At 48.3% G+C, this 16,371-nt stretch carries 19 protein-coding genes and 3 tRNA genes; 17 read left to right on the top strand and 5 right to left on the bottom strand.

Going from position 1 to position 16,371, the window contains the following annotated elements; all coding sequences use genetic code 11:
- Positions 1-49 precede the first annotated feature (49 nt).
- The 7 genes from uvrY (at position 50) to CWS43_RS12425 (ending at position 4,988) form a co-directional block, all read left to right on the top strand.
- Entirely contained in the window at positions 50-706 is a 657-nt protein-coding gene (uvrY, locus tag CWS43_RS12455; protein WP_101077249.1) for a UvrY/SirA/GacA family response regulator transcription factor, read from the top strand.
- Entirely contained in the window at positions 699-2,534 is a 1,836-nt protein-coding gene (uvrC, locus tag CWS43_RS12450) for an excinuclease ABC subunit UvrC (RefSeq protein WP_255414159.1), read from the top strand. The genes uvrY and uvrC overlap by 8 nt, the downstream gene beginning before the upstream one ends.
- A 56-nt stretch (positions 2,535-2,590) precedes the next feature.
- Positions 2,591-3,139, top strand: coding sequence for a CDP-diacylglycerol--glycerol-3-phosphate 3-phosphatidyltransferase (pgsA, locus tag CWS43_RS12445; RefSeq protein ID WP_101077248.1), 549 nt, complete (start codon positions 2,591-2,593; stop codon positions 3,137-3,139).
- 148 nt (positions 3,140-3,287) lie between these two features.
- Positions 3,288-3,363 (top strand) — tRNA-Gly (locus CWS43_RS12440).
- Between the two features lie 58 nt (positions 3,364-3,421).
- Positions 3,422-3,495: transfer RNA gene (locus CWS43_RS12435), tRNA-Cys, on the top strand.
- 11 nt (positions 3,496-3,506) lie between these two features.
- Positions 3,507-3,592: transfer RNA gene (locus CWS43_RS12430), tRNA-Leu, on the top strand.
- Between the two features lie 406 nt (positions 3,593-3,998).
- Positions 3,999-4,988, top strand: coding sequence for a class I SAM-dependent methyltransferase (locus CWS43_RS12425; protein WP_101077247.1), 990 nt, complete (start codon positions 3,999-4,001; stop codon positions 4,986-4,988).
- Between the two features lie 332 nt (positions 4,989-5,320).
- Here the strand turns inward: CWS43_RS12425 and CWS43_RS12420 are convergent, their stop codons facing one another.
- Positions 5,321-5,515, bottom strand: coding sequence for a hypothetical protein (locus CWS43_RS12420; RefSeq protein WP_232776912.1), 195 nt, complete (start codon positions 5,513-5,515; stop codon positions 5,321-5,323).
- A gap of 296 nt (positions 5,516-5,811) precedes the next feature.
- Here CWS43_RS12420 and CWS43_RS12415 point away from each other — a divergent pair, with 296 nt between their 5' ends.
- On the top strand, positions 5,812-6,471 hold the full coding sequence (locus CWS43_RS12415) for a metallophosphoesterase (RefSeq protein WP_101077245.1): 660 nt from the start codon (positions 5,812-5,814) through the stop codon (positions 6,469-6,471).
- An 82-nt stretch (positions 6,472-6,553) separates the two neighbouring features.
- Positions 6,554-7,333 carry a DNA-binding transcriptional repressor DeoR gene (gene deoR / locus CWS43_RS12410; RefSeq protein ID WP_101077244.1) on the top strand — a complete coding sequence of 260 codons (780 nt, stop codon included), beginning with the start codon at positions 6,554-6,556 and terminating at the stop codon, positions 7,331-7,333.
- Here the strand turns inward: deoR and CWS43_RS12405 are convergent.
- On the bottom strand, positions 7,323-7,799 hold the full coding sequence (locus tag CWS43_RS12405) for a GyrI-like domain-containing protein (protein WP_101077243.1): 477 nt from the start codon (positions 7,797-7,799) through the stop codon (positions 7,323-7,325). The genes deoR and CWS43_RS12405 overlap by 11 nt on opposite strands.
- 178 nt (positions 7,800-7,977) lie before the next feature.
- On the opposite strand from CWS43_RS12405, the gene CWS43_RS12400 reads away from it, so the two are divergent.
- The 6 genes from CWS43_RS12400 to CWS43_RS12380 all read left to right on the top strand — a co-directional run bounded on the left by CWS43_RS12400 (position 7,978) and on the right by CWS43_RS12380 (position 10,667).
- Positions 7,978-8,484: a YlaC family protein gene (locus CWS43_RS12400; protein ID WP_101077242.1), complete on the top strand. Its 507-nt coding sequence runs from the start codon at positions 7,978-7,980 to the stop codon at positions 8,482-8,484.
- 131 nt (positions 8,485-8,615) lie between these two features.
- Positions 8,616-8,888, top strand: coding sequence for a hypothetical protein (locus CWS43_RS12395; RefSeq protein WP_101077241.1), 273 nt, complete (start codon positions 8,616-8,618; stop codon positions 8,886-8,888).
- Between the two features lie 49 nt (positions 8,889-8,937).
- Positions 8,938-9,201, top strand: a complete 264-nt coding sequence (locus tag CWS43_RS12390) for a hypothetical protein (protein ID WP_232776910.1) — start codon at positions 8,938-8,940, stop codon at positions 9,199-9,201.
- 90 nt (positions 9,202-9,291) lie between these two features.
- Positions 9,292-9,423, top strand: coding sequence for a hypothetical protein (locus tag CWS43_RS27690; RefSeq protein WP_255414158.1), 132 nt, complete (start codon positions 9,292-9,294; stop codon positions 9,421-9,423).
- Positions 9,424-9,674: 251 nt separating this feature from the next.
- Positions 9,675-10,016, top strand: coding sequence for a DUF2502 domain-containing protein (locus CWS43_RS12385; RefSeq protein WP_101077239.1), 342 nt, complete (start codon positions 9,675-9,677; stop codon positions 10,014-10,016).
- A gap of 390 nt (positions 10,017-10,406) precedes the next feature.
- Positions 10,407-10,667, top strand: coding sequence for a hypothetical protein (locus CWS43_RS12380; protein ID WP_101077238.1), 261 nt, complete (start codon positions 10,407-10,409; stop codon positions 10,665-10,667).
- Between the two features lie 71 nt (positions 10,668-10,738).
- Here CWS43_RS12380 and CWS43_RS12375 read toward each other — a convergent pair whose 3' ends face one another.
- Together CWS43_RS12375 and CWS43_RS12370 are read right to left on the bottom strand one after the other, a co-directional pair.
- Positions 10,739-11,185, bottom strand: a complete 447-nt coding sequence (locus tag CWS43_RS12375; protein ID WP_101077237.1) for a universal stress protein — start codon at positions 11,183-11,185, stop codon at positions 10,739-10,741.
- A 20-nt stretch (positions 11,186-11,205) separates the two neighbouring features.
- Positions 11,206-11,982, bottom strand: coding sequence for an IclR family transcriptional regulator (locus tag CWS43_RS12370; RefSeq protein ID WP_101077236.1), 777 nt, complete (start codon positions 11,980-11,982; stop codon positions 11,206-11,208).
- A 257-nt stretch (positions 11,983-12,239) separates the two neighbouring features.
- Here CWS43_RS12370 and CWS43_RS12365 point away from each other — a divergent pair, with 257 nt between their 5' ends.
- Both CWS43_RS12365 and CWS43_RS12360 read left to right on the top strand, forming a co-directional pair.
- Positions 12,240-13,850 (top strand): MFS transporter, encoded by a 1,611-nt coding sequence (locus tag CWS43_RS12365; protein WP_232776908.1) that lies wholly within the window; start codon positions 12,240-12,242, stop codon positions 13,848-13,850.
- A 58-nt stretch (positions 13,851-13,908) separates the two neighbouring features.
- Positions 13,909-14,943, top strand: coding sequence for an HlyD family secretion protein (locus CWS43_RS12360; protein WP_101077235.1), 1,035 nt, complete (start codon positions 13,909-13,911; stop codon positions 14,941-14,943).
- 61 nt (positions 14,944-15,004) lie between these two features.
- Here CWS43_RS12360 and mdoC read toward each other — a convergent pair whose 3' ends face one another.
- On the bottom strand, positions 15,005-16,189 hold the full coding sequence (mdoC, locus tag CWS43_RS12355) for a glucans biosynthesis protein MdoC (RefSeq protein ID WP_101077234.1): 1,185 nt from the start codon (positions 16,187-16,189) through the stop codon (positions 15,005-15,007).
- Positions 16,190-16,371: the final 182 nt, after the last annotated feature.

Here is a 16,371-nt window from a genome sequence, read left to right as displayed (position 1 = left end):
TTCTGAAGATCCTGACGGTGTGTTGCCCTTATTTTTTGGAGAATTCTCTTTGATTAGCGTTCTTCTTGTTGATGACCACGAACTGGTGCGCGCAGGGATACGACGCATTCTTGAAGATATCAAAGGCATCAAAGTTGTTGGTGAGGCGCAATGCGGTGAAGATGCCGTCAAATGGTGTCGTACCAATGATGTTGATATTGTTCTGATGGATATGAACATGCCGGGGATTGGCGGACTTGAAGCGACAAAAAAAATCGTCCGTTTCTCACCTGATATCAAGATCATCATGTTAACGATTTATACTGAGAACCCGTTGCCCGCGAAAGTGATGCAGGCGGGGGCCTCCGGCTACCTGAGCAAAGGCGCTGCACCACAGGAAGTGGTGAATGCTATTCGCCTGGTGGATTCAGGTCAGCGTTATATCGCCTCTGATATTGCCCAGCAAATGGCGCTTAGCCAGATAGAACCCCAATCCGAAACACCTTTTGACTCTTTATCAGAGCGCGAGTTACAGATCATGCTGATGATCACCAAGGGCCAAAAAGTGAATGAAATTTCTGAACAACTGAGCTTGAGCCCTAAGACCGTTAACAGTTATCGTTATAGGATGTTTAGTAAATTAAATATCAGCGGCGATGTTGAGTTAACCCATCTGGCTATTCGACATGGTTTGCTCAATACGGAGACTTTATCAGGCAGTGAGTGATGAGCGTTTCGACCCCAAGGCCTTTCTGAAAACGGTCACCAGCCAGCCGGGCGTCTACAGGATGTATGACGCCAGCGGTACCGTAATCTACGTTGGTAAAGCCAAAGACCTTAAAAAACGTCTTTCAAGCTATTTTCGCGTCCAGGTTTCCAGTCGCAAGACTGAAACACTCGTCAAGAATATCGCGCAAATTGATGTCACCGTGACTCATACGGAAACAGAAGCGCTGCTCCTTGAACATAACTACATTAAGCTGTATCAGCCGCGCTATAACGTTTTGTTACGCGATGATAAATCGTATCCGCTGATTTTCCTCAGTGCAGATAATCATCCGAGAATTTCTGTACACCGTGGCGCTAAGCATGCAAAGGGCGAATATTTCGGGCCCTTTCCAAACTCTTATGCCGTCCGTGAAACCTTAGCGCTGTTGCAAAAACTTTTCCCTATCCGCCAGTGCGAAAACAGTGTTTACAGCAACCGTTCGCGGCCCTGTTTGCAATATCAGATTGGCCGTTGTCTGGGGCCATGCGTTAAAGGGTTAGTCAGCGACGAAGATTATAACGATCAGGTGGAATACGTCCGTCTGTTCCTGGCGGGTAAAGATCAGCAAGTGGTGACACAGCTGGTTAACCGAATGGAAGAAGCCAGCAAGGCACTGCGTTTTGAAGATGCAGGGCGCATCAGGGATCAGATTCAGGCGGTTCGTCGCGTAACCGAGCGTCAGTTTGTTTCGGGCAACAGTGAAGATCTGGATGTCATCGGGGTCGCTTTCGAATCGGGGATGGCCTGCCTGCATGTGCTGTTTATCCGCCAGGGGAAAGTTCTCGGTAGCCGGAGTTACTATCCGAAAGTGCCGGGTGGCACCGATCTGGGCGAAGTCGTGCAAACTTTTGTTGGCCAGTTTTATTTGCAGGGCAGCCAGCAGCGCACGCTACCGGGCGAAATTCTGCTCGATTTCAACCTGCCGGAAAAAGAATTGTTGTCAGATTCGCTCAGCGAAATGGCCGGACGTAAAGTGCAAATCCAAAGTAAGCCGCGCGGCGACCGTGCCCGCTACCTGAAACTGGCCCGCACGAATGCTTCGACGGCACTGACGACCAAGCTGGCCCAGCAGTCTACTATCCATCAGCGGCTGGCTGAACTGGCAAAAACACTCCATCTGGCGGAAATTAACCGCATGGAATGCTTCGATATCAGCCATACTATGGGCGAGCAAACGGTGGCCTCCTGTGTGGTATTTGATGGTAACGGCCCTGTGCGTTCAGAGTATCGCCGTTACAATATTACGGGGATTACACCCGGTGATGACTATGCTGCCATGGCGCAGGTGCTGCAACGTCGCTATGGCAAAGCCCTGGATGAGAACAAAATCCCGGATGTCATTTTTATCGATGGTGGTAAAGGCCAGCTCGGCATGGCGCTTGATGTGTTTCATTCGCTGAATGTTGAGTGGGATAAATCGAAACCGTTGCTGATCGGTATCGCCAAAGGCGCTGACCGTAAAGCCGGGCTGGAAACATTGTTCTTTGTCCCGGAAGGTGAGGGCATTGCGCTGCCGTCGGATTCTCCGGCCTTGCACGTTATTCAGCATATTCGTGATGATTCACATAATCATGCTATTACCGGTCATCGTCAGAGACGCGCTAAAGTACGCACAACCAGTGCGCTGGAAGAAATTGAGGGCGTTGGGCCGAAGCGGCGTCAGGTTTTACTTAAATACATGGGAGGCATTCAACCGTTACTGAATGCCAGCGTAGAGGAAATTGCACAGGTGCCGGGTATTTCAACCGCATTGGCAGAAAAGATTCATAATGCGTTGAAACACTAAGGGCGTTGTAGCAACATACTCATAATATCCACACCGGACAAACAGTTACCTTCGCTATGCAATTTAATATACCTACGTGCCTTACCCTGTTCCGCGTTGTTTTGATACCGTTTTTCGTGCTGGCTTTTTACCTGCCTTATCCGTGGGCACCGTTGGCTTGCGCACTTATTTTCGTTTTTGCGGCAGCGACTGACTGGTTTGATGGCTATCTGGCCCGGCGTTTGAAGCAAACTACCCGTTTCGGCGCGTTCCTGGATCCGGTGGCTGATAAAGTGATGGTTGCGATTGCTTTAGTCCTGGTTGCTGAGTATTTCCACTCCTGGTGGATTACGCTGCCTGCCGCGACCATGATTGCCCGCGAGATTATCATTTCCGCGCTGCGTGAATGGATGGCTGAAATTGGTAAACGAAGCAGCGTTGCAGTTTCATGGATTGGTAAAGTGAAGACCACTGCGCAAATGTTATCGCTGGTTGCGTTGCTATGGCGGCCTGATGCGATTGTTGTGGGCGTGGGCGTGGTGGCGTTGTATATCGCCGCGGTGCTGACTTTCTGGTCGATGTTCCAGTATTTGAACGCCGCGCGTCACGATTTGCTGGAACCCTGATCAAACTGACGTAAAAAACGTCAAACGATCGCATGAAGCTGATAATTTTATTGACTCAATCCGTCAGGTCAGTAGAATGCAACGCATCGGAAGGCAGACAGTCTTATGCCAGAAGATTAGCTAAAAAAATCAGTACGTTCTGATTAAAGCGGGAATAGCTCAGTTGGTAGAGCACGACCTTGCCAAGGTCGGGGTCGCGAGTTCGAGTCTCGTTTCCCGCTCCAAATTTTCTTAAACTGGTTCAAGAATTGGTTTAAGTGCAAGACAAGTAGTAAGATTTAAGGCGCGTTAACAAAGCGGTTATGTAGCGGATTGCAAATCCGCCTAGTCCGGTTCGACTCCGGAACGCGCCTCCAATTTTCCCGGAGCCCGGGTGGTGGAATCGGTAGACACAAGGGATTTAAAATCCCTCGGCTTATGGCTGTACGAGTTCAAGTCTCGTCCCGGGTACCATGGGAAAATTCAAAGAATAATCAAAAGCAATAAAGTAGTAATGTCGTTATAGCCACCTTCGGGTGGTTTTTTTATGCCTGAAATTCATGAAAATTTCTGGTTGTTTGATATTTTTAAGTCACGAGCAGGCTAGCTACCCGTCTATCCAGCTTGAGATTTTATTATTCCGACCGCCGCGTATACTTCGTTTCAGGAGGGTAAATCCCCCGTTTTTCTTGCGCCAGATGCAAAAATTCGCATCGAAAATCCAGCTCTGTTTACTTTAGTGCCAATCCCAAGAAGTTGACGACTCTTCATCGAGGGGAACTTTATGATCCCTTGTGTCAATTAGCTATTTTGAGTTGGTGGCAGTATGAAAAAAACATAGAATGATGGTGAAAAGCCAAATCAATGGGAAACGTAAAGAATGAAAATTACTCGATCCGATGTCATTTCGGCATACAGGATTTTCTTGAATAGAGAGCCTGAGAACGAACAAGCAATCAGCGCATGGCTTGATCAAGATTCAGTTTCAGAAATGAGAGGCGTCTTTCTGCGTTCTGCTGAATACAGAGAAAGAGAACAACTGGGCAGTACCCCGTCAATGTCCGGTCTCGAGCCTCTTATGACTTCAGAAATAGACTCCGATATAGATAGCGAAATTCTTGATAAGGTTTTTAATAAAGTCCAAAACGTGTGGACTGAACTTGGAGAGAAGGATCCTCTCTGGGCTGTGTTATCCCTTGAAAAATACCGAAGTGCTAACCGTAAGGAAGCTTTAGATGACTTCTACCTGACGGGATCAGGTGATGTAGATCTGATTGAGAAAACTTTGATCCGTAATGGTATTACACTGCCAGAAGGACAGACGGTAGTTGAATTAGGTTGTGGGGTTGGGCGCGTTACTTCCCATTTGTCTCGTAAATTTTCGAAAGTAATTGGCGTTGATATCTCAAAAAGTATGATCGATGCAGCAAGATCTCACTTTGATGCGAATAATATCACAAATGCATCTTTCAAGCTTCTCAACAAAGTCGAAGATTATTCATATCTGCCTAAGTGTGATTTGCTATTTTCCCTTATAGTTTTACAGCATTCGCCACCTCCTGTAATTAGTACGGCAGTACGTGGGGCTATTAAGTCTTTAAATTTGAATGGTATTGCTCTGTTTCAGGTCCCAACATACATTCCTGGATATAAATTTATCGCGAGTGAATATATTTCATCTCCGGCGCAGGATGGACACCTTCATCCAAGTCAATCTTACGAAATGCATGCAATTCGGCAGTGCGACCTGCTAAAGATCATCAATGAAGAGGGTGGCAGAGTACTTGAAATGTACGAGGATGATAAAATGGGGCCCCATTACCCATCTGCTACATCTAATACTTTATTAGTGGAAAAAGTACGCCTTTAGTTTTTAAAATATGAAAGATAACATGCCCATTTTTTGGGCATGTTTTGGTAATAGTCTTCCCGGGTACCATGGGAAAATTCACAGAATAATCAAAAGCAATAAAGTAGTAACGTCGTTATAGCCACCTTCGGGTGGTTTTTTTATGCCTGAAATTCATGAAAACTTAAACATAATAAAAAAGCCACGAGCGGTAGTGGCCTTAATATTTTTACAACAGAATTCGTCACTTTCACATCAGTTAGCGTCTGAGTATAAGGTCTGTCTTGCAGTTGATGAGGTACAGAGAACAACAGGAAAGAGAATTAAAACAGCCCCGAGGGGCGTTTTTAGGGTCAGAATTCACCCGGTGAATCAATGTTGCTCAGTGCCCTGATAGATAAAGGCAGGTGGTAGTTAGGCTGACTGGTGAAAAATGCCTGCAAAGCAACACGTTTCTTCCTGTCGATTGAGATCTCTTCCATGGTTTTGCGGAAGATACTGTAACGACCACAAGATGTGCAGGTCACAGTAACAATTTTCGCCGACATATTAACCGACGTCTTATTCGTGCTTTGACACAACGGACACTCGTCTTGAGCGCTTACAACAGGGGAACTCATAAAACCTCCGGTTTTACTTAGAGCGGGCAGTAGTCTAGCACAAAAAGGCGTCAGTCGCTTAGCGGTAATTTAATTATCAGTGGATTTCAACGCCAACTCAGTGTAGAGGGCATACAACTTACTGATGGTCTGGGAAATGTGCAAACCTGCTTTACTCTGTCCGCTCTCTTCACATTCATGCATTACACTTAAAAAATTCATCCTGCTCACGGATCCCTGTCCGAATGACTTCTGCCTTGTATCAGCGTATTAACGGTTCAGCTTACAGACACATTTATCTCGCCGGTGATTTGCACGGGTGCCTGAGTTTGCTTGGAGAACAGCTTGAAAAAGCGGCTTTCGATCCGGAGCGTGATCTGCTTTTGTCTGTTGGCGATCTGGCCGATCGTGGCCCGGACAGCGTCGGATGCTTGCAGCTGATGAATGAGCCCTGGTTCGCTTGCGTCAGAGGCAACCATGAACAAATGGCGATTGATGCAGTGAATGGGGAAAATGTTTCCCGCTGGCTACGTAATGGCGGCGACTGGTATTACTCGCTGGAAGAGCGGGCGCAGAAGAAGGCCCGCACGCTGATCCGGCAGGCTGATTCATTGCCACATGTTATCGAACTTGCGACCTGTGAAGGAAAACTCATCGTCATCGCGCACGCGGACTACACCAGCAATGACTATGCGTTCGGTAAACCGCTGGATGGTTATGAAATTATCTGGAACCGGGATCGTGTAAATTTTTCGCTGGCGGGCCGTCATCAACTCATTTCCGGTGCTGACGCGTTTTATTTCGGCCACACACCCGTTGAGCCAGCGATGCAGTTTTCCAATCAATTTTATATTGATACCGGTGCCGTATTTGGGGGATATCTGACCTTGCGACAGTTGCAGTAAAACCGGTGTAGCGCGGGTTTGCGGTGGCTGACGGGCAACGGTATAGTGAGCGGCTGTGAACCGGGGAGAATAAGATAACATTATGGAAAACAAGCGTGAGGATAGGATCCAGCGCCTGCTGCTGGCACTGAAAAAATCCGATAAAATCCACCTGAAGGAAGCGGCTTTATTGCTTAGCGTTTCCGAAATGACTATCCGGCGTGATCTCAGCTCAGAACCTGCCCCGGTTGTTTTGCTGGGTGGCTACATTGTGATGGACCCTGGCAATAACCCGGCAACACATTATTTTGTCAGCGAACAGAAAATGCGCCAGGTCACCGAGAAGCGGCGTCTTGCATCACTTGCGGCCAGTCTGGTACAGGATAACGATACGGTATTTTTCGATTGCGGCACAACGATGCCATACGTGATTGAAAGTATTCCGGAAACACGCGTATTTACGGCTATTTGTTATTCGCTGAACACTTTTCTGGCTTTACAGGAAAAACCTCACTGCGAAGTGATTTTATGCGGGGGGGCATTTAAGGCCAGTAACAGCATTTTTATGCCAATCGGGCGCAGCAGTGAACTCGATTTTATCCGGCCTGCTAAAGCATTTATCTCGGCCGCCGGTGTAAGTATTGAGCACGGCGCGACCTGTTTTAATTTTGATGAGCTGTTGATGAAACATCAGGCAATGGAGCGGTCAACGCAAAGTATTCTGGTCGCCGACAGTAGCAAGTTTGATCAGGTGAGGCTCGCAGCTATTGCTCCTCTTGCACGCTTTAATGTGGTGGTCAGCGATGCTGAGCCACCACAGGCTTATCTCGATTTCTGCAAGCAGTCCGATATTTCGCTGCTGGCTGAGACTTTCAGCGGATAGCCGGAATTTTCTCGACCGACTGATAAAGCACGACTTCCCAAATTCCGTTTTTTGAGCCGTCGCTCAGGTAGTGCTCAAAGCAGGCTTTGCCATCAGGACGATAATCCTTACTGGCCAGCAGTTGCCCGTAGAAATCACGCCATGCTTTCTCAAAATTCCCGTCAGTAATGGTCGTGTGGTAAGCAGCATAAGTGCCACCGGGCAAAGTCTGTAACGCTAATCCCTCAGCATCATCCAGAATAAAATTATCCGCCACACAAACTGAAGGGTCGGCACGTAAAGCCTCTGCGGGCGTCGTGTCCGGGTTATCGTGAAACCACGTAAGCCACTCGTTATGTGGCTGCTGGTGTCGCACGACCCATTTCGTCAGGTGCTGAAAACCACTGTGGATCGATTCCTGATAAGGGCCAATAACCCGATAACTCACGAGCTTTTTAGCCGGTCGTTCAACGATTGATAATGCCATGATGATCTCCTTTTATCTGACATACAGTGAGTGGGGTCCATGTTGGGGAAAACACAAATGCCAAACTATAACAGTTCACTGTTTTACTCACAGAAACTGCTCTACGCGCTATAACAGTTGTCGTGATAAAATTATGGAATCAGATTGCATTATAGTCGTGACGCAGTGAGGTTATGAGATGGACGTAATCAAAAACGTATTAAACAGTGAAATTGATCGCATCAACCGCCAGGAAGGGCGCGACGGCAAGGCGCGGATCAACGCAGAATTTTTCGTGAACCACCCGTGGTTATGCCTGGCGATGTTGGCCGGTTATATCGCAGTAGGCATCGTTATGTACGTTTCTCCGTATATGGGGCTCGGTTGGTTTATCGGTTTTACCGCTTTTCTGATCTTTATGTCGGTCATGTTGCTGCTGGAAATCAAGCCGGTTTACCGTTACGAAGATATCGGTGTTCTGGATTTGCGTGTTTGCTATAACGGCGAATGGTATTTCAGCCGGGAATTATCAGCGGATGCTGTGGAACAGATCCTCAGCGCAGCCAGCGTAAGTACCCGGGTTAAAAACCGCATTGAATCCATCGTCAGCCATAAAGGTTTCGTCGACTTTTATGATGTGTATGATCTGGCGCGGCTTGAAAGTCAGTTGCCGGATCTTACCGGAACAGCACAGTTAGCTCATTAATTCCGCGTTTCAACATGGCAACAGGCCATGACGTTACCCTGCGTGCTCTGATAAAATAGCGGCTGGATATCATTTTCGTGAATGGATTTCATCTGTGCGAAAAGTGATGTTAAGCCGTTACAGGAGCAGCAGTGGAACGAATCAAACTCACTATTCATCATTTGCACAAAATCATTTCAGGCGAAAAGCAGGATGCTCAGGCTGTCGCACGCATTTATGCTGGCGATGAACTGCTGCTGACTGAAACGATGACCGGGCAGGCTGTGCATTTCGATCGTTTCATCAAAGCTGATAGCGATACGGGAAAACCTTTGAGAGTCGAATGGGATTGTGACGGCAGCGCCGAAATGTCGGTTTCCCGCGCTGAGGTTTGCCCCTGTTGTGGCGGTGACGTGCACTATTAATTTTTATCCGGTACTGACTAAATGTAGAGTAAAGGCCGAACAGAGGTGAATGATGAAATTTATCAGCAACGAATTTGAATACCGTCAGTGGATAATGGATGAGATATTCCAGGCAAGCGCGGTAAGCGAAACCTCTGAGTTTGCCGATCAGGAAGTAGATGATTTTATCTTTGATGCACGCCCTGTAGCCTACCCTTGCGTGGCTGTAATGATTCAAACGCCTGGCGAACCCGGCGTATGTGAACCGCGTTTTTTCTACAAAGAACAAGTCTTTGAGTGGGCACATAAGATGGGGTTTGGCTTCGACAGCTAAGATATCCCTCCCTCAGGGCACAAAAAACGGATACGGGTCTGAATGTGTCGTTTATACTGAGGCCGGTTTAGAATAATTAAGGTGATGAGAATGAGCGACGATATTTTTGATTTTGACATTGATGCTGCACTGGAAAAAGCCGAAGAGAAAGCGGCCGAAAAAGCAGCGGCAGTGCCTGACGCCGTTCAGGACGAAAGTGACTGTGAAGGTTGCAAGATCTGATTTTGCACAACTTTTCAGCAAACAGAAAACCGCTTCGGCGGTTTTTTTGTGTCTGTGATTTATTGCCTGGCCGTCTTTTTTATCTGAATCTCCTTTACTGACATAGCGTTGCGGCAGGTTTTTTCACAAGAGGTTCTGACGCAAATGTAAGGATATCGTCAGGGCATTTTTTTTGGGATAAATTCCTATAGAACAGGAAGATAGCTGGCGGTAATTTGTCACCACCTGATAAGCAGGTTGTGAGGTTCACAATGAAAAAACTGATTTTTGTTTTCGCCGTTTTGCTAACTTTGCCAGCCATCGCACAGGCAGACGTCGAACTTGGAGTTAACATGCCTGGCTTGTCATTGCATATCGGCGATCGCGACAACCGTGGATATTATTGGGATGGTGGAGACTGGCGTCCGCCAGGCTGGTGGGATAACCATTATCGTGATGAGGGCCGTGGGCACTGGGTCTATTACGAGCCGGCACCGCCGCCACCGCCGCGCTACTGGCACCATGAGCACTGGCATGAAGGGCCTCCTCCAGGTTACTGGCATGATGGTCCTCCGGGACACTGGCGCGAAGGTCCACCTCCGGGCCGCTGGTAATAATAAACTGACCCGTTAGATAACAGGCAGCAAAAACAGATTTTGGGAACAGGGTTGGCAGTGGCGATGCAAATGCATCCCCAATGTCAATTCTGTTCCTTTCATATTCCTCCCGCCATTAATATTCCTTAAGTAATTAATCACCAAATAAATATTAAATATGAATTTATTCATGAAATTTATAGTTTAATTTAATTAATGGTCAGTAATTTTAAAAATCGTACTTTTAAGAGTAAATGCATTTTGCTGGCAAATTATTTTATGTTAATTTCTTGTTATACTAAATCGGCAATGGATGGCTCGAGCGCTACGCGTGCCTGATACGATATTCATGAATTCAGAGGGATTTTTTGTCAGGTATGTAACATATCTTTTACCGAGATAATCCCTATGCAATTGATTAGTAATGATTATGAATACCGGATGTGGATGATGGAAGCTTACTTCTGTCAAGATTCGATTGAAGGCGATAAGCTGTTAACAGAGGAGGAACTTGATGATTTTCTTTTTGAATATCGTCCGCAAGAGTATCCATGTTTAGGGACTGTGACGCCTTCGAAGATAACTGCTCTCGATTACGATATTACGTTCTTTTATCGTCAACAAATAAGTGAATGGGCTAAGTCTATGGGGCTGCTGAGTATCAGGTAACGCTTATTACTGACGGTGAGCCATGATTAAAAAGCGCGTTCTGCGCTTTTTTAGTTTTCCTTATAAAGACGTCAATTTCCCCGGACTTCGACTAATACGGGGCAGGGGGAGCCGGCAATAACTTCTGCGCTGACCGAGCCTTTTATCATGCGACCAAAAGCCGAAAGCTGACGATGACCAATGACGATGACGGATGCATTTTTTTTCACTGCTTCTTTGACAAGCGCTTCTCCCGCAGCCCCTACAATCAGATTGCCCGTCGCGTTGATGCCCGCCAGAGCCAGTGTTTCCAGCGCACGGCCCACGACGGCGCGCGCCGTGTTTTGTTCTTCTTCTGCGGGGGGATAATCGACGATCTGGCCGGGAGCATCACCGTTATCTTCCAGTGCGTAAGATTCATCAATGCAGCAAGTGACATACACCATTGATTGCTGACCTTTTGCCAGTTGGCAGGCGAGATCAATCACGAAAGGGGATTGCTTTGAGCCGTCTACGGCCAACAAAATGATATCAAACACGGAAGCACTCCTGTTTCTATTTATTTTTCACTCAGTTTGCCAATTTCGCCAATCAGGGCAATTTTGCACGCCAGCAAGGCTTCACGAATCTGAGCCTCTTTGGCAGCGCGGCGGGAGGTGGGGAAAAGCACTGAGACGGAATAACGTCCTAAGATCGTATCTATCGCCACGGCCAGCGTAGTAACACCGCTCACCGTTTCGCCTTCTTCCATTGAGATCCCGCTTTCGCGAACGCCTGCGACTTTTTCCAGTAGCGAATCCACTGTGCGCACAGTATTTTCAGTCGCGGGCTCCAGCACATCACCGACAATAATGCGGATCTCTTCATCGGTTTTCAGCGACAGCAATGCGCGGCCGCCTGACGTACTGTAAATCGGCAGGTTGAGACCGACGCGGGGGACCACGCGGAGTTCTCTTTCTGCCACGATGCTATGGATATTGGCAATCTGGCGGCCACTTGCTCGTCCAAGCGAAACGGTTTCTTCTGTTGAATCACAAAGTTGACGCAGAAAAGGAGAGGCGATAGCGATGACATCGGTGTGCACGGTTGAAACCAGCTTTAGCAAAGTCGGGCCCAGACGGACGCCGCTGCTGCCTTCTGAGCGAACCAAACCTTCTTCAGCCAGCGCGGCAACGATCCTTTGAACAGTTGAACGCGGCAAGTCGACTTCATTGGCGATTGACCCAAGGCTCATACCCTGCGGGTGTTTACCCAGCGCATTGAGGATCGTCGCCGCCCGTGAGATCACCTGGATCCCACCGCTGCGTTCTTCATCTGCCGAAATCTCCTGAGCCATCATTTCTCCTTTGTCACCGCGGGTGATCCTTACCAAGATCCTGAACTGCCAATGTAATGGCTGCCCGGCTGAAAAACAATTCCTAATCACATTGCAATACAGTGCACCGTATTATAGTATTTTTTATGTGTATCGTAATGTGGTGCATTGCACCGAAAAATAAGTGACATTGATCGCGTATTTGCACTCCCACAACACAGAACCTGCCTTCTCACTATCGCCGCACTCATAAAGTGGTGGAGTTAACGAGCTTAATTATGAATCAGTCAACCACGACGGCATCTGCCGCCGGCAGTGCGGTGATGCCTGCTCCGCCACCTTTTACACTCAGGCTGGTTATAGGGCTATTGGGCGTATTGATCGCATCGTTGTGCTCAGGCCTGAATGACCGTGTTACCGATATTGCACTGGCGGATGTTCGTGGGGCACTGAGTATCAGCACCGATCAGGGATCATGGCTGATTGGTGCTTATCAGGCCGCCGAGGTTTCTGCCATGATGCTGGCGCCGTGGTTTGCGATGACATTCTCATTGCGCCGGTTTACCGTCGCCGTAACCCTGGCTTTCCTGCTGCTGGCCGCCATTTTGCCGTACGCACCAAACCTGCCGGTTTTTATTGCGCTGCGTGCGGTGCAGGGGGTATTTGGTGGCGCATTACCGCCTTTGCTGATGACCTCCGCTCTGCGTTTTATGCCGCCGCAATATAAGTTATATGGGTTGAGCGCTTATGCGCTGACGGCAACGTTTGGGCCTAATTTGGCGACCTCACTGGCGGCAATCTGGACGGATTATGTCGGCTGGGAGTGGGTTTTCTGGCAAGTCATCCCGCCGTGCCTCCTGGCGGCAGCGATGATAGGTTACGGTTTGCCGCAGGACCCCTTGCGTTTTGAACGTTTCCGGCAGATGGATTTCGTGGGGATGCTGACCGGCCCGGCAGGAATTTCCCTGCTGGTGCTGGCGTTGCAGCAGGGAGAGCGTCTCGACTGGTTTAATTCTCCAATGATTACCCTGATGTTTTTTGCCGCACTCGCACTACTGACTATTTTTCTGGTCAATGAATGGCACCATCCGCTGCCGCTTTTCAAACTACAAATGCTCCGGCGACATAATCTTGCACACGGTTTAATTACGTTGTTTGGATTGATGTTCCTCTTTTTATCGGGTTCAGCTCTGCCTTCCAGCTATATGGAACAGGTGGGGGGATTCCGTGCGGTGCAGGTTGGCCCGCTGGCGCTGACGATAGGTTTGCCGCAGCTGTTGCTGGCACCGCTGGTCGCGTTTGTGCTGACGATGCGTTGGGTTGACAGCCGCTGGGTGCTGGCCTGCGGACTTGGGCTGGTCGCGGGCTCATGTTACTGGGGCACGCATATTACCAGCGTATGGGCGCGCGATAACTTCTATCTGATTCAGATTATGCAGGCCATTGGGCAACCGATGGCGGTATTGCCGATCCTGATGAGTGCAACCAGCGTGGTGCAGCCGCCGGAGGGGCCTTTTGCTTCGGCGATGTTTAATACAACCCGCGGATTGGGCAGCGTTATGGGAAGTTCGCTGCTGGCCGTTTTCGTCAGCCACCGTGAACAGTTCCATTCAAATATTTTGCTCAATCATGCCGGTAGTGTCAGCTATCTGCTGTCCCAGCCATACGGGGGTGATAGCAGTTTTCTTGCCCCTTTAAATGGCAATGGTGCGGCCATTTCAACTGAGGTCATTACTCAATTTTCCAAAGGGGTGAAGCAGCAGGCGTTGGTACTGGGGCTGGCTGATACCTATATGGCGATTATCGGGCTAGCACTGCTTCTGGTGATCTTAGCTGCGATTCTGCCAAAACGAGCCTATCCGCCTCAGTCTCTGGCGAGGCGTTCCTGAATTAAATATCACCTGAACAATTGATTTCCACGATAAGAAAGTACGAGAGAAGAGACTTATGATAAAAACCTCACCTGTCCGCCTGAGCTGGCTGATTGCCGCCGTGGTGGTGTTATTTTTGGTTGGAATTGCCCTCTGGATCCTCAAAGATGGCAGCCGCCCGGTTACCGACGATGCTTTTGTCTCTGCGGATTCTACGCTGGTAGCACCACGAATTTCCGGCACCCTCGCCAATGTTTATGTACAGGATAACCAGACGGTGAAAGCAGGAGATGTGCTGGCGCGGATCGACGATCGTGATTATCGCAATGCCGTTCTGACCGCGGAGGCCAACGTGGAAACTGCGAATGCGCAGATGCTCAGTCTGACAGCGCAGCTGGTCAAACAGCAACAGACGATTTTGCAGGCACAGGCTGTGGTGGAGGCCGACGCAGCCAGTATTGCCTATGCACGTCAGAGCGCTGACCGTTACAAACGTCTGTTGCAAAACGGTTCGGGCACAGCAGATGCGCGTGATGAGTCAGATGCCAATCTGCGCTCTAAACTGGCTTCCCAGCAAAGTGATATGGCCGCGGTACAGGGGGCTGAGAAGCAGGTTGATGTATTGAAAGCGCAGCAGGCGCAAGCGAAAGCCGCAATCGATTTAGCAACAACGGCTCTGGCTCAGGCAAAACTGAATCTTTCTTATACCGAAATTGTTGCGCCGGTAGAGGGGGTAGTCGGGCAACGCTCGCTGCGTATTGGCGGATATGTCAGCGCCGGAACACGGGTTCTGGCCATCGTTCCGCTGAAAAATGCCTACATTGTGGCGAATTACCTGGAAACGCAATTGGGTGACGTGCAGCCCCGCCAACCTGTAGATATTAAGGTTGATGCATTACCTGGCGTGGTTTTAAAAGGGACCGTCGACAGCATTTCACCCGCGACAGGGGTGACGTTTTCGCCCATTTCGCCTGACAATGCCACCGGCAATTACACTAAAGTCGTCCAGCGTCTGGCGGTGAAAATCCTGCTTGATGCCAACCAGCCTGATGCACAGCGTCTTAAAGTTGGGATGTCAGTCATCCCAACCATTGAAACAGCCTCGCATTAACACTTTGATTGTTTGAGTAAAAAGGCGGGCGTGTGTGATAGCACGCCCGCCTTTTTATCTGTCAGGAAACCTGGTTTTGCGGTGGCGTGCTGTCAGATGAATCTTTTTTCACCGTATGCTGTGGTTTACCTGAGAACAGGAATCGTAGTATCGGGATGCGCTTATGCACTTCATAAAGTAAGAACGCGATGCCGAAGACAAACACCAGACCCAGCCAGAAGCCCAGCCAGTCGCTGTGGATTTTGGGGGTGATAAACGCCCCATAAATCAATGTTAATGGGTGGTGTATCAGATAGATAAACAGAGAGGAGTTCACCAGATAGGTGATCCAGGGAGCCTGGAAGTTAAGCAGATAATGGCTGAACGAGAACACCACGTTAACCATCAGGATCCCCAGCAGGGTCGTGATGATAGCGTCAATTTCCATCGAGTACAGCTGCGGAGTATTCACGTGCTGGTTGAACATGTAGGCAGCGAACAGGAAGATGCTCACCACGCCAGCCGTTGCTGAAGGTTTCAGGAACAGTTCTTTCAACCAGGAGAATTTATAAGCAAACGCACCGATGATGAAAAATGGCAGATAAAACAATGTCTGCATAACGATGAAATTAAACGCACCGTTAGAAAGTAAATCAGGTGCAAAAAGATACAGCCCTCGGTTAAACGCAGCGTAAATTAAGCCGATAAATAAAAATATAATTGAGAGTTTTCCTAACGTGTTGGTTCGGCTTTTTATTTTCTGAATGCGATTAGTCTTAATTTCTTTAATAAATTTGAAGAGGTAAAAACAAATACTGGTCAGAATAACTAACGTTAACAGGAACCATAAATGGGACACTAATTCCCAGACGGTAATGTTAATCTTTTGATAGAAATCCATATTTCCCCAGTCGGAAAACTTATCGGTGAATTTCATCAGGAAATAAAGCTGTGGGAGGGTGATCAGCGGGAAGGCCGCTGCCAGCGGGATAGCGACCCGCTCCAGGCGCACCTTCAGCCACTGGTGTGAGTCGTAGCGCTCATACAGCATATAAGAAAAATAGCCCGAGATAACAAAGAATACCTGCATCCGGAAAGCGTGGATAATATCATTGAATATTGTCAGGCCGTGCGAGGGTATGGCACTGTTTACTGCCCAGATATGACTGGAGTAAATCAATGATATATGAAAAGGAATACCCAGCAGCATCAAATATGCGCGGATGGAGTCTAAGAAAAACTCACGTTGTGGTTTCTGTGGTTTCATTACGTATCCGTTGTAAGTCGCTCATCCTATTTTAGAGCGTAATTTGCCTTTGGTGCTAATTTCTCAGGTAAGCAAAGATGACTATCGTTGACATTAGTTTAGTTTCTAACTTTAAAACATGCCTTGTTATCGGACAAGTTTCCATAGCCGGACTTTCAACGAATTGATATCCTTGTACCCTG

Source organism: Rahnella sp. AA (assembly GCF_002834385.1).
In the GTDB taxonomy this organism is placed as follows: Bacteria; Pseudomonadota; Gammaproteobacteria; order Enterobacterales; family Enterobacteriaceae; genus Rahnella.
This window is presented reverse-complemented; position numbering and strand designations above follow the sequence as displayed.

What these genes read in the sequence shown, in the direction of transcription:
- mdoC (WP_101077234.1), bottom strand. Translation starts at nt 16,189, where the DNA reads ATGAAACCACAGAAACCACAACGTGAGTTTTTCTTAGACTCCATCCGC.
- CWS43_RS12400 (WP_101077242.1), top strand. Translation starts at nt 7,978, where the DNA reads ATGGACGTAATCAAAAACGTATTAAACAGTGAAATTGATCGCATCAAC.
- CWS43_RS12360 (WP_101077235.1), top strand. Translation starts at nt 13,909, where the DNA reads ATGATAAAAACCTCACCTGTCCGCCTGAGCTGGCTGATTGCCGCCGTG.
- CWS43_RS12390 (WP_232776910.1), top strand. Translation starts at nt 8,938, where the DNA reads ATGATGAAATTTATCAGCAACGAATTTGAATACCGTCAGTGGATAATG.
- CWS43_RS12415 (WP_101077245.1), top strand. Translation starts at nt 5,812, where the DNA reads ATGACTTCTGCCTTGTATCAGCGTATTAACGGTTCAGCTTACAGACAC.
- CWS43_RS12370 (WP_101077236.1), bottom strand. Translation starts at nt 11,982, where the DNA reads ATGGCTCAGGAGATTTCGGCAGATGAAGAACGCAGCGGTGGGATCCAG.
- CWS43_RS27690 (WP_255414158.1), top strand. Translation starts at nt 9,292, where the DNA reads ATGAGCGACGATATTTTTGATTTTGACATTGATGCTGCACTGGAAAAA.
- deoR (WP_101077244.1), top strand. Translation starts at nt 6,554, where the DNA reads ATGGAAAACAAGCGTGAGGATAGGATCCAGCGCCTGCTGCTGGCACTG.
- CWS43_RS12425 (WP_101077247.1), top strand. Translation starts at nt 3,999, where the DNA reads ATGAAAATTACTCGATCCGATGTCATTTCGGCATACAGGATTTTCTTG.
- CWS43_RS12380 (WP_101077238.1), top strand. Translation starts at nt 10,407, where the DNA reads ATGCAATTGATTAGTAATGATTATGAATACCGGATGTGGATGATGGAA.
- pgsA (WP_101077248.1), top strand. Translation starts at nt 2,591, where the DNA reads ATGCAATTTAATATACCTACGTGCCTTACCCTGTTCCGCGTTGTTTTG.
- CWS43_RS12385 (WP_101077239.1), top strand. Translation starts at nt 9,675, where the DNA reads ATGAAAAAACTGATTTTTGTTTTCGCCGTTTTGCTAACTTTGCCAGCC.
- CWS43_RS12365 (WP_232776908.1), top strand. Translation starts at nt 12,240, where the DNA reads ATGAATCAGTCAACCACGACGGCATCTGCCGCCGGCAGTGCGGTGATG.
- CWS43_RS12420 (WP_232776912.1), bottom strand. Translation starts at nt 5,515, where the DNA reads ATGTCGGCGAAAATTGTTACTGTGACCTGCACATCTTGTGGTCGTTAC.
- CWS43_RS12405 (WP_101077243.1), bottom strand. Translation starts at nt 7,799, where the DNA reads ATGGCATTATCAATCGTTGAACGACCGGCTAAAAAGCTCGTGAGTTAT.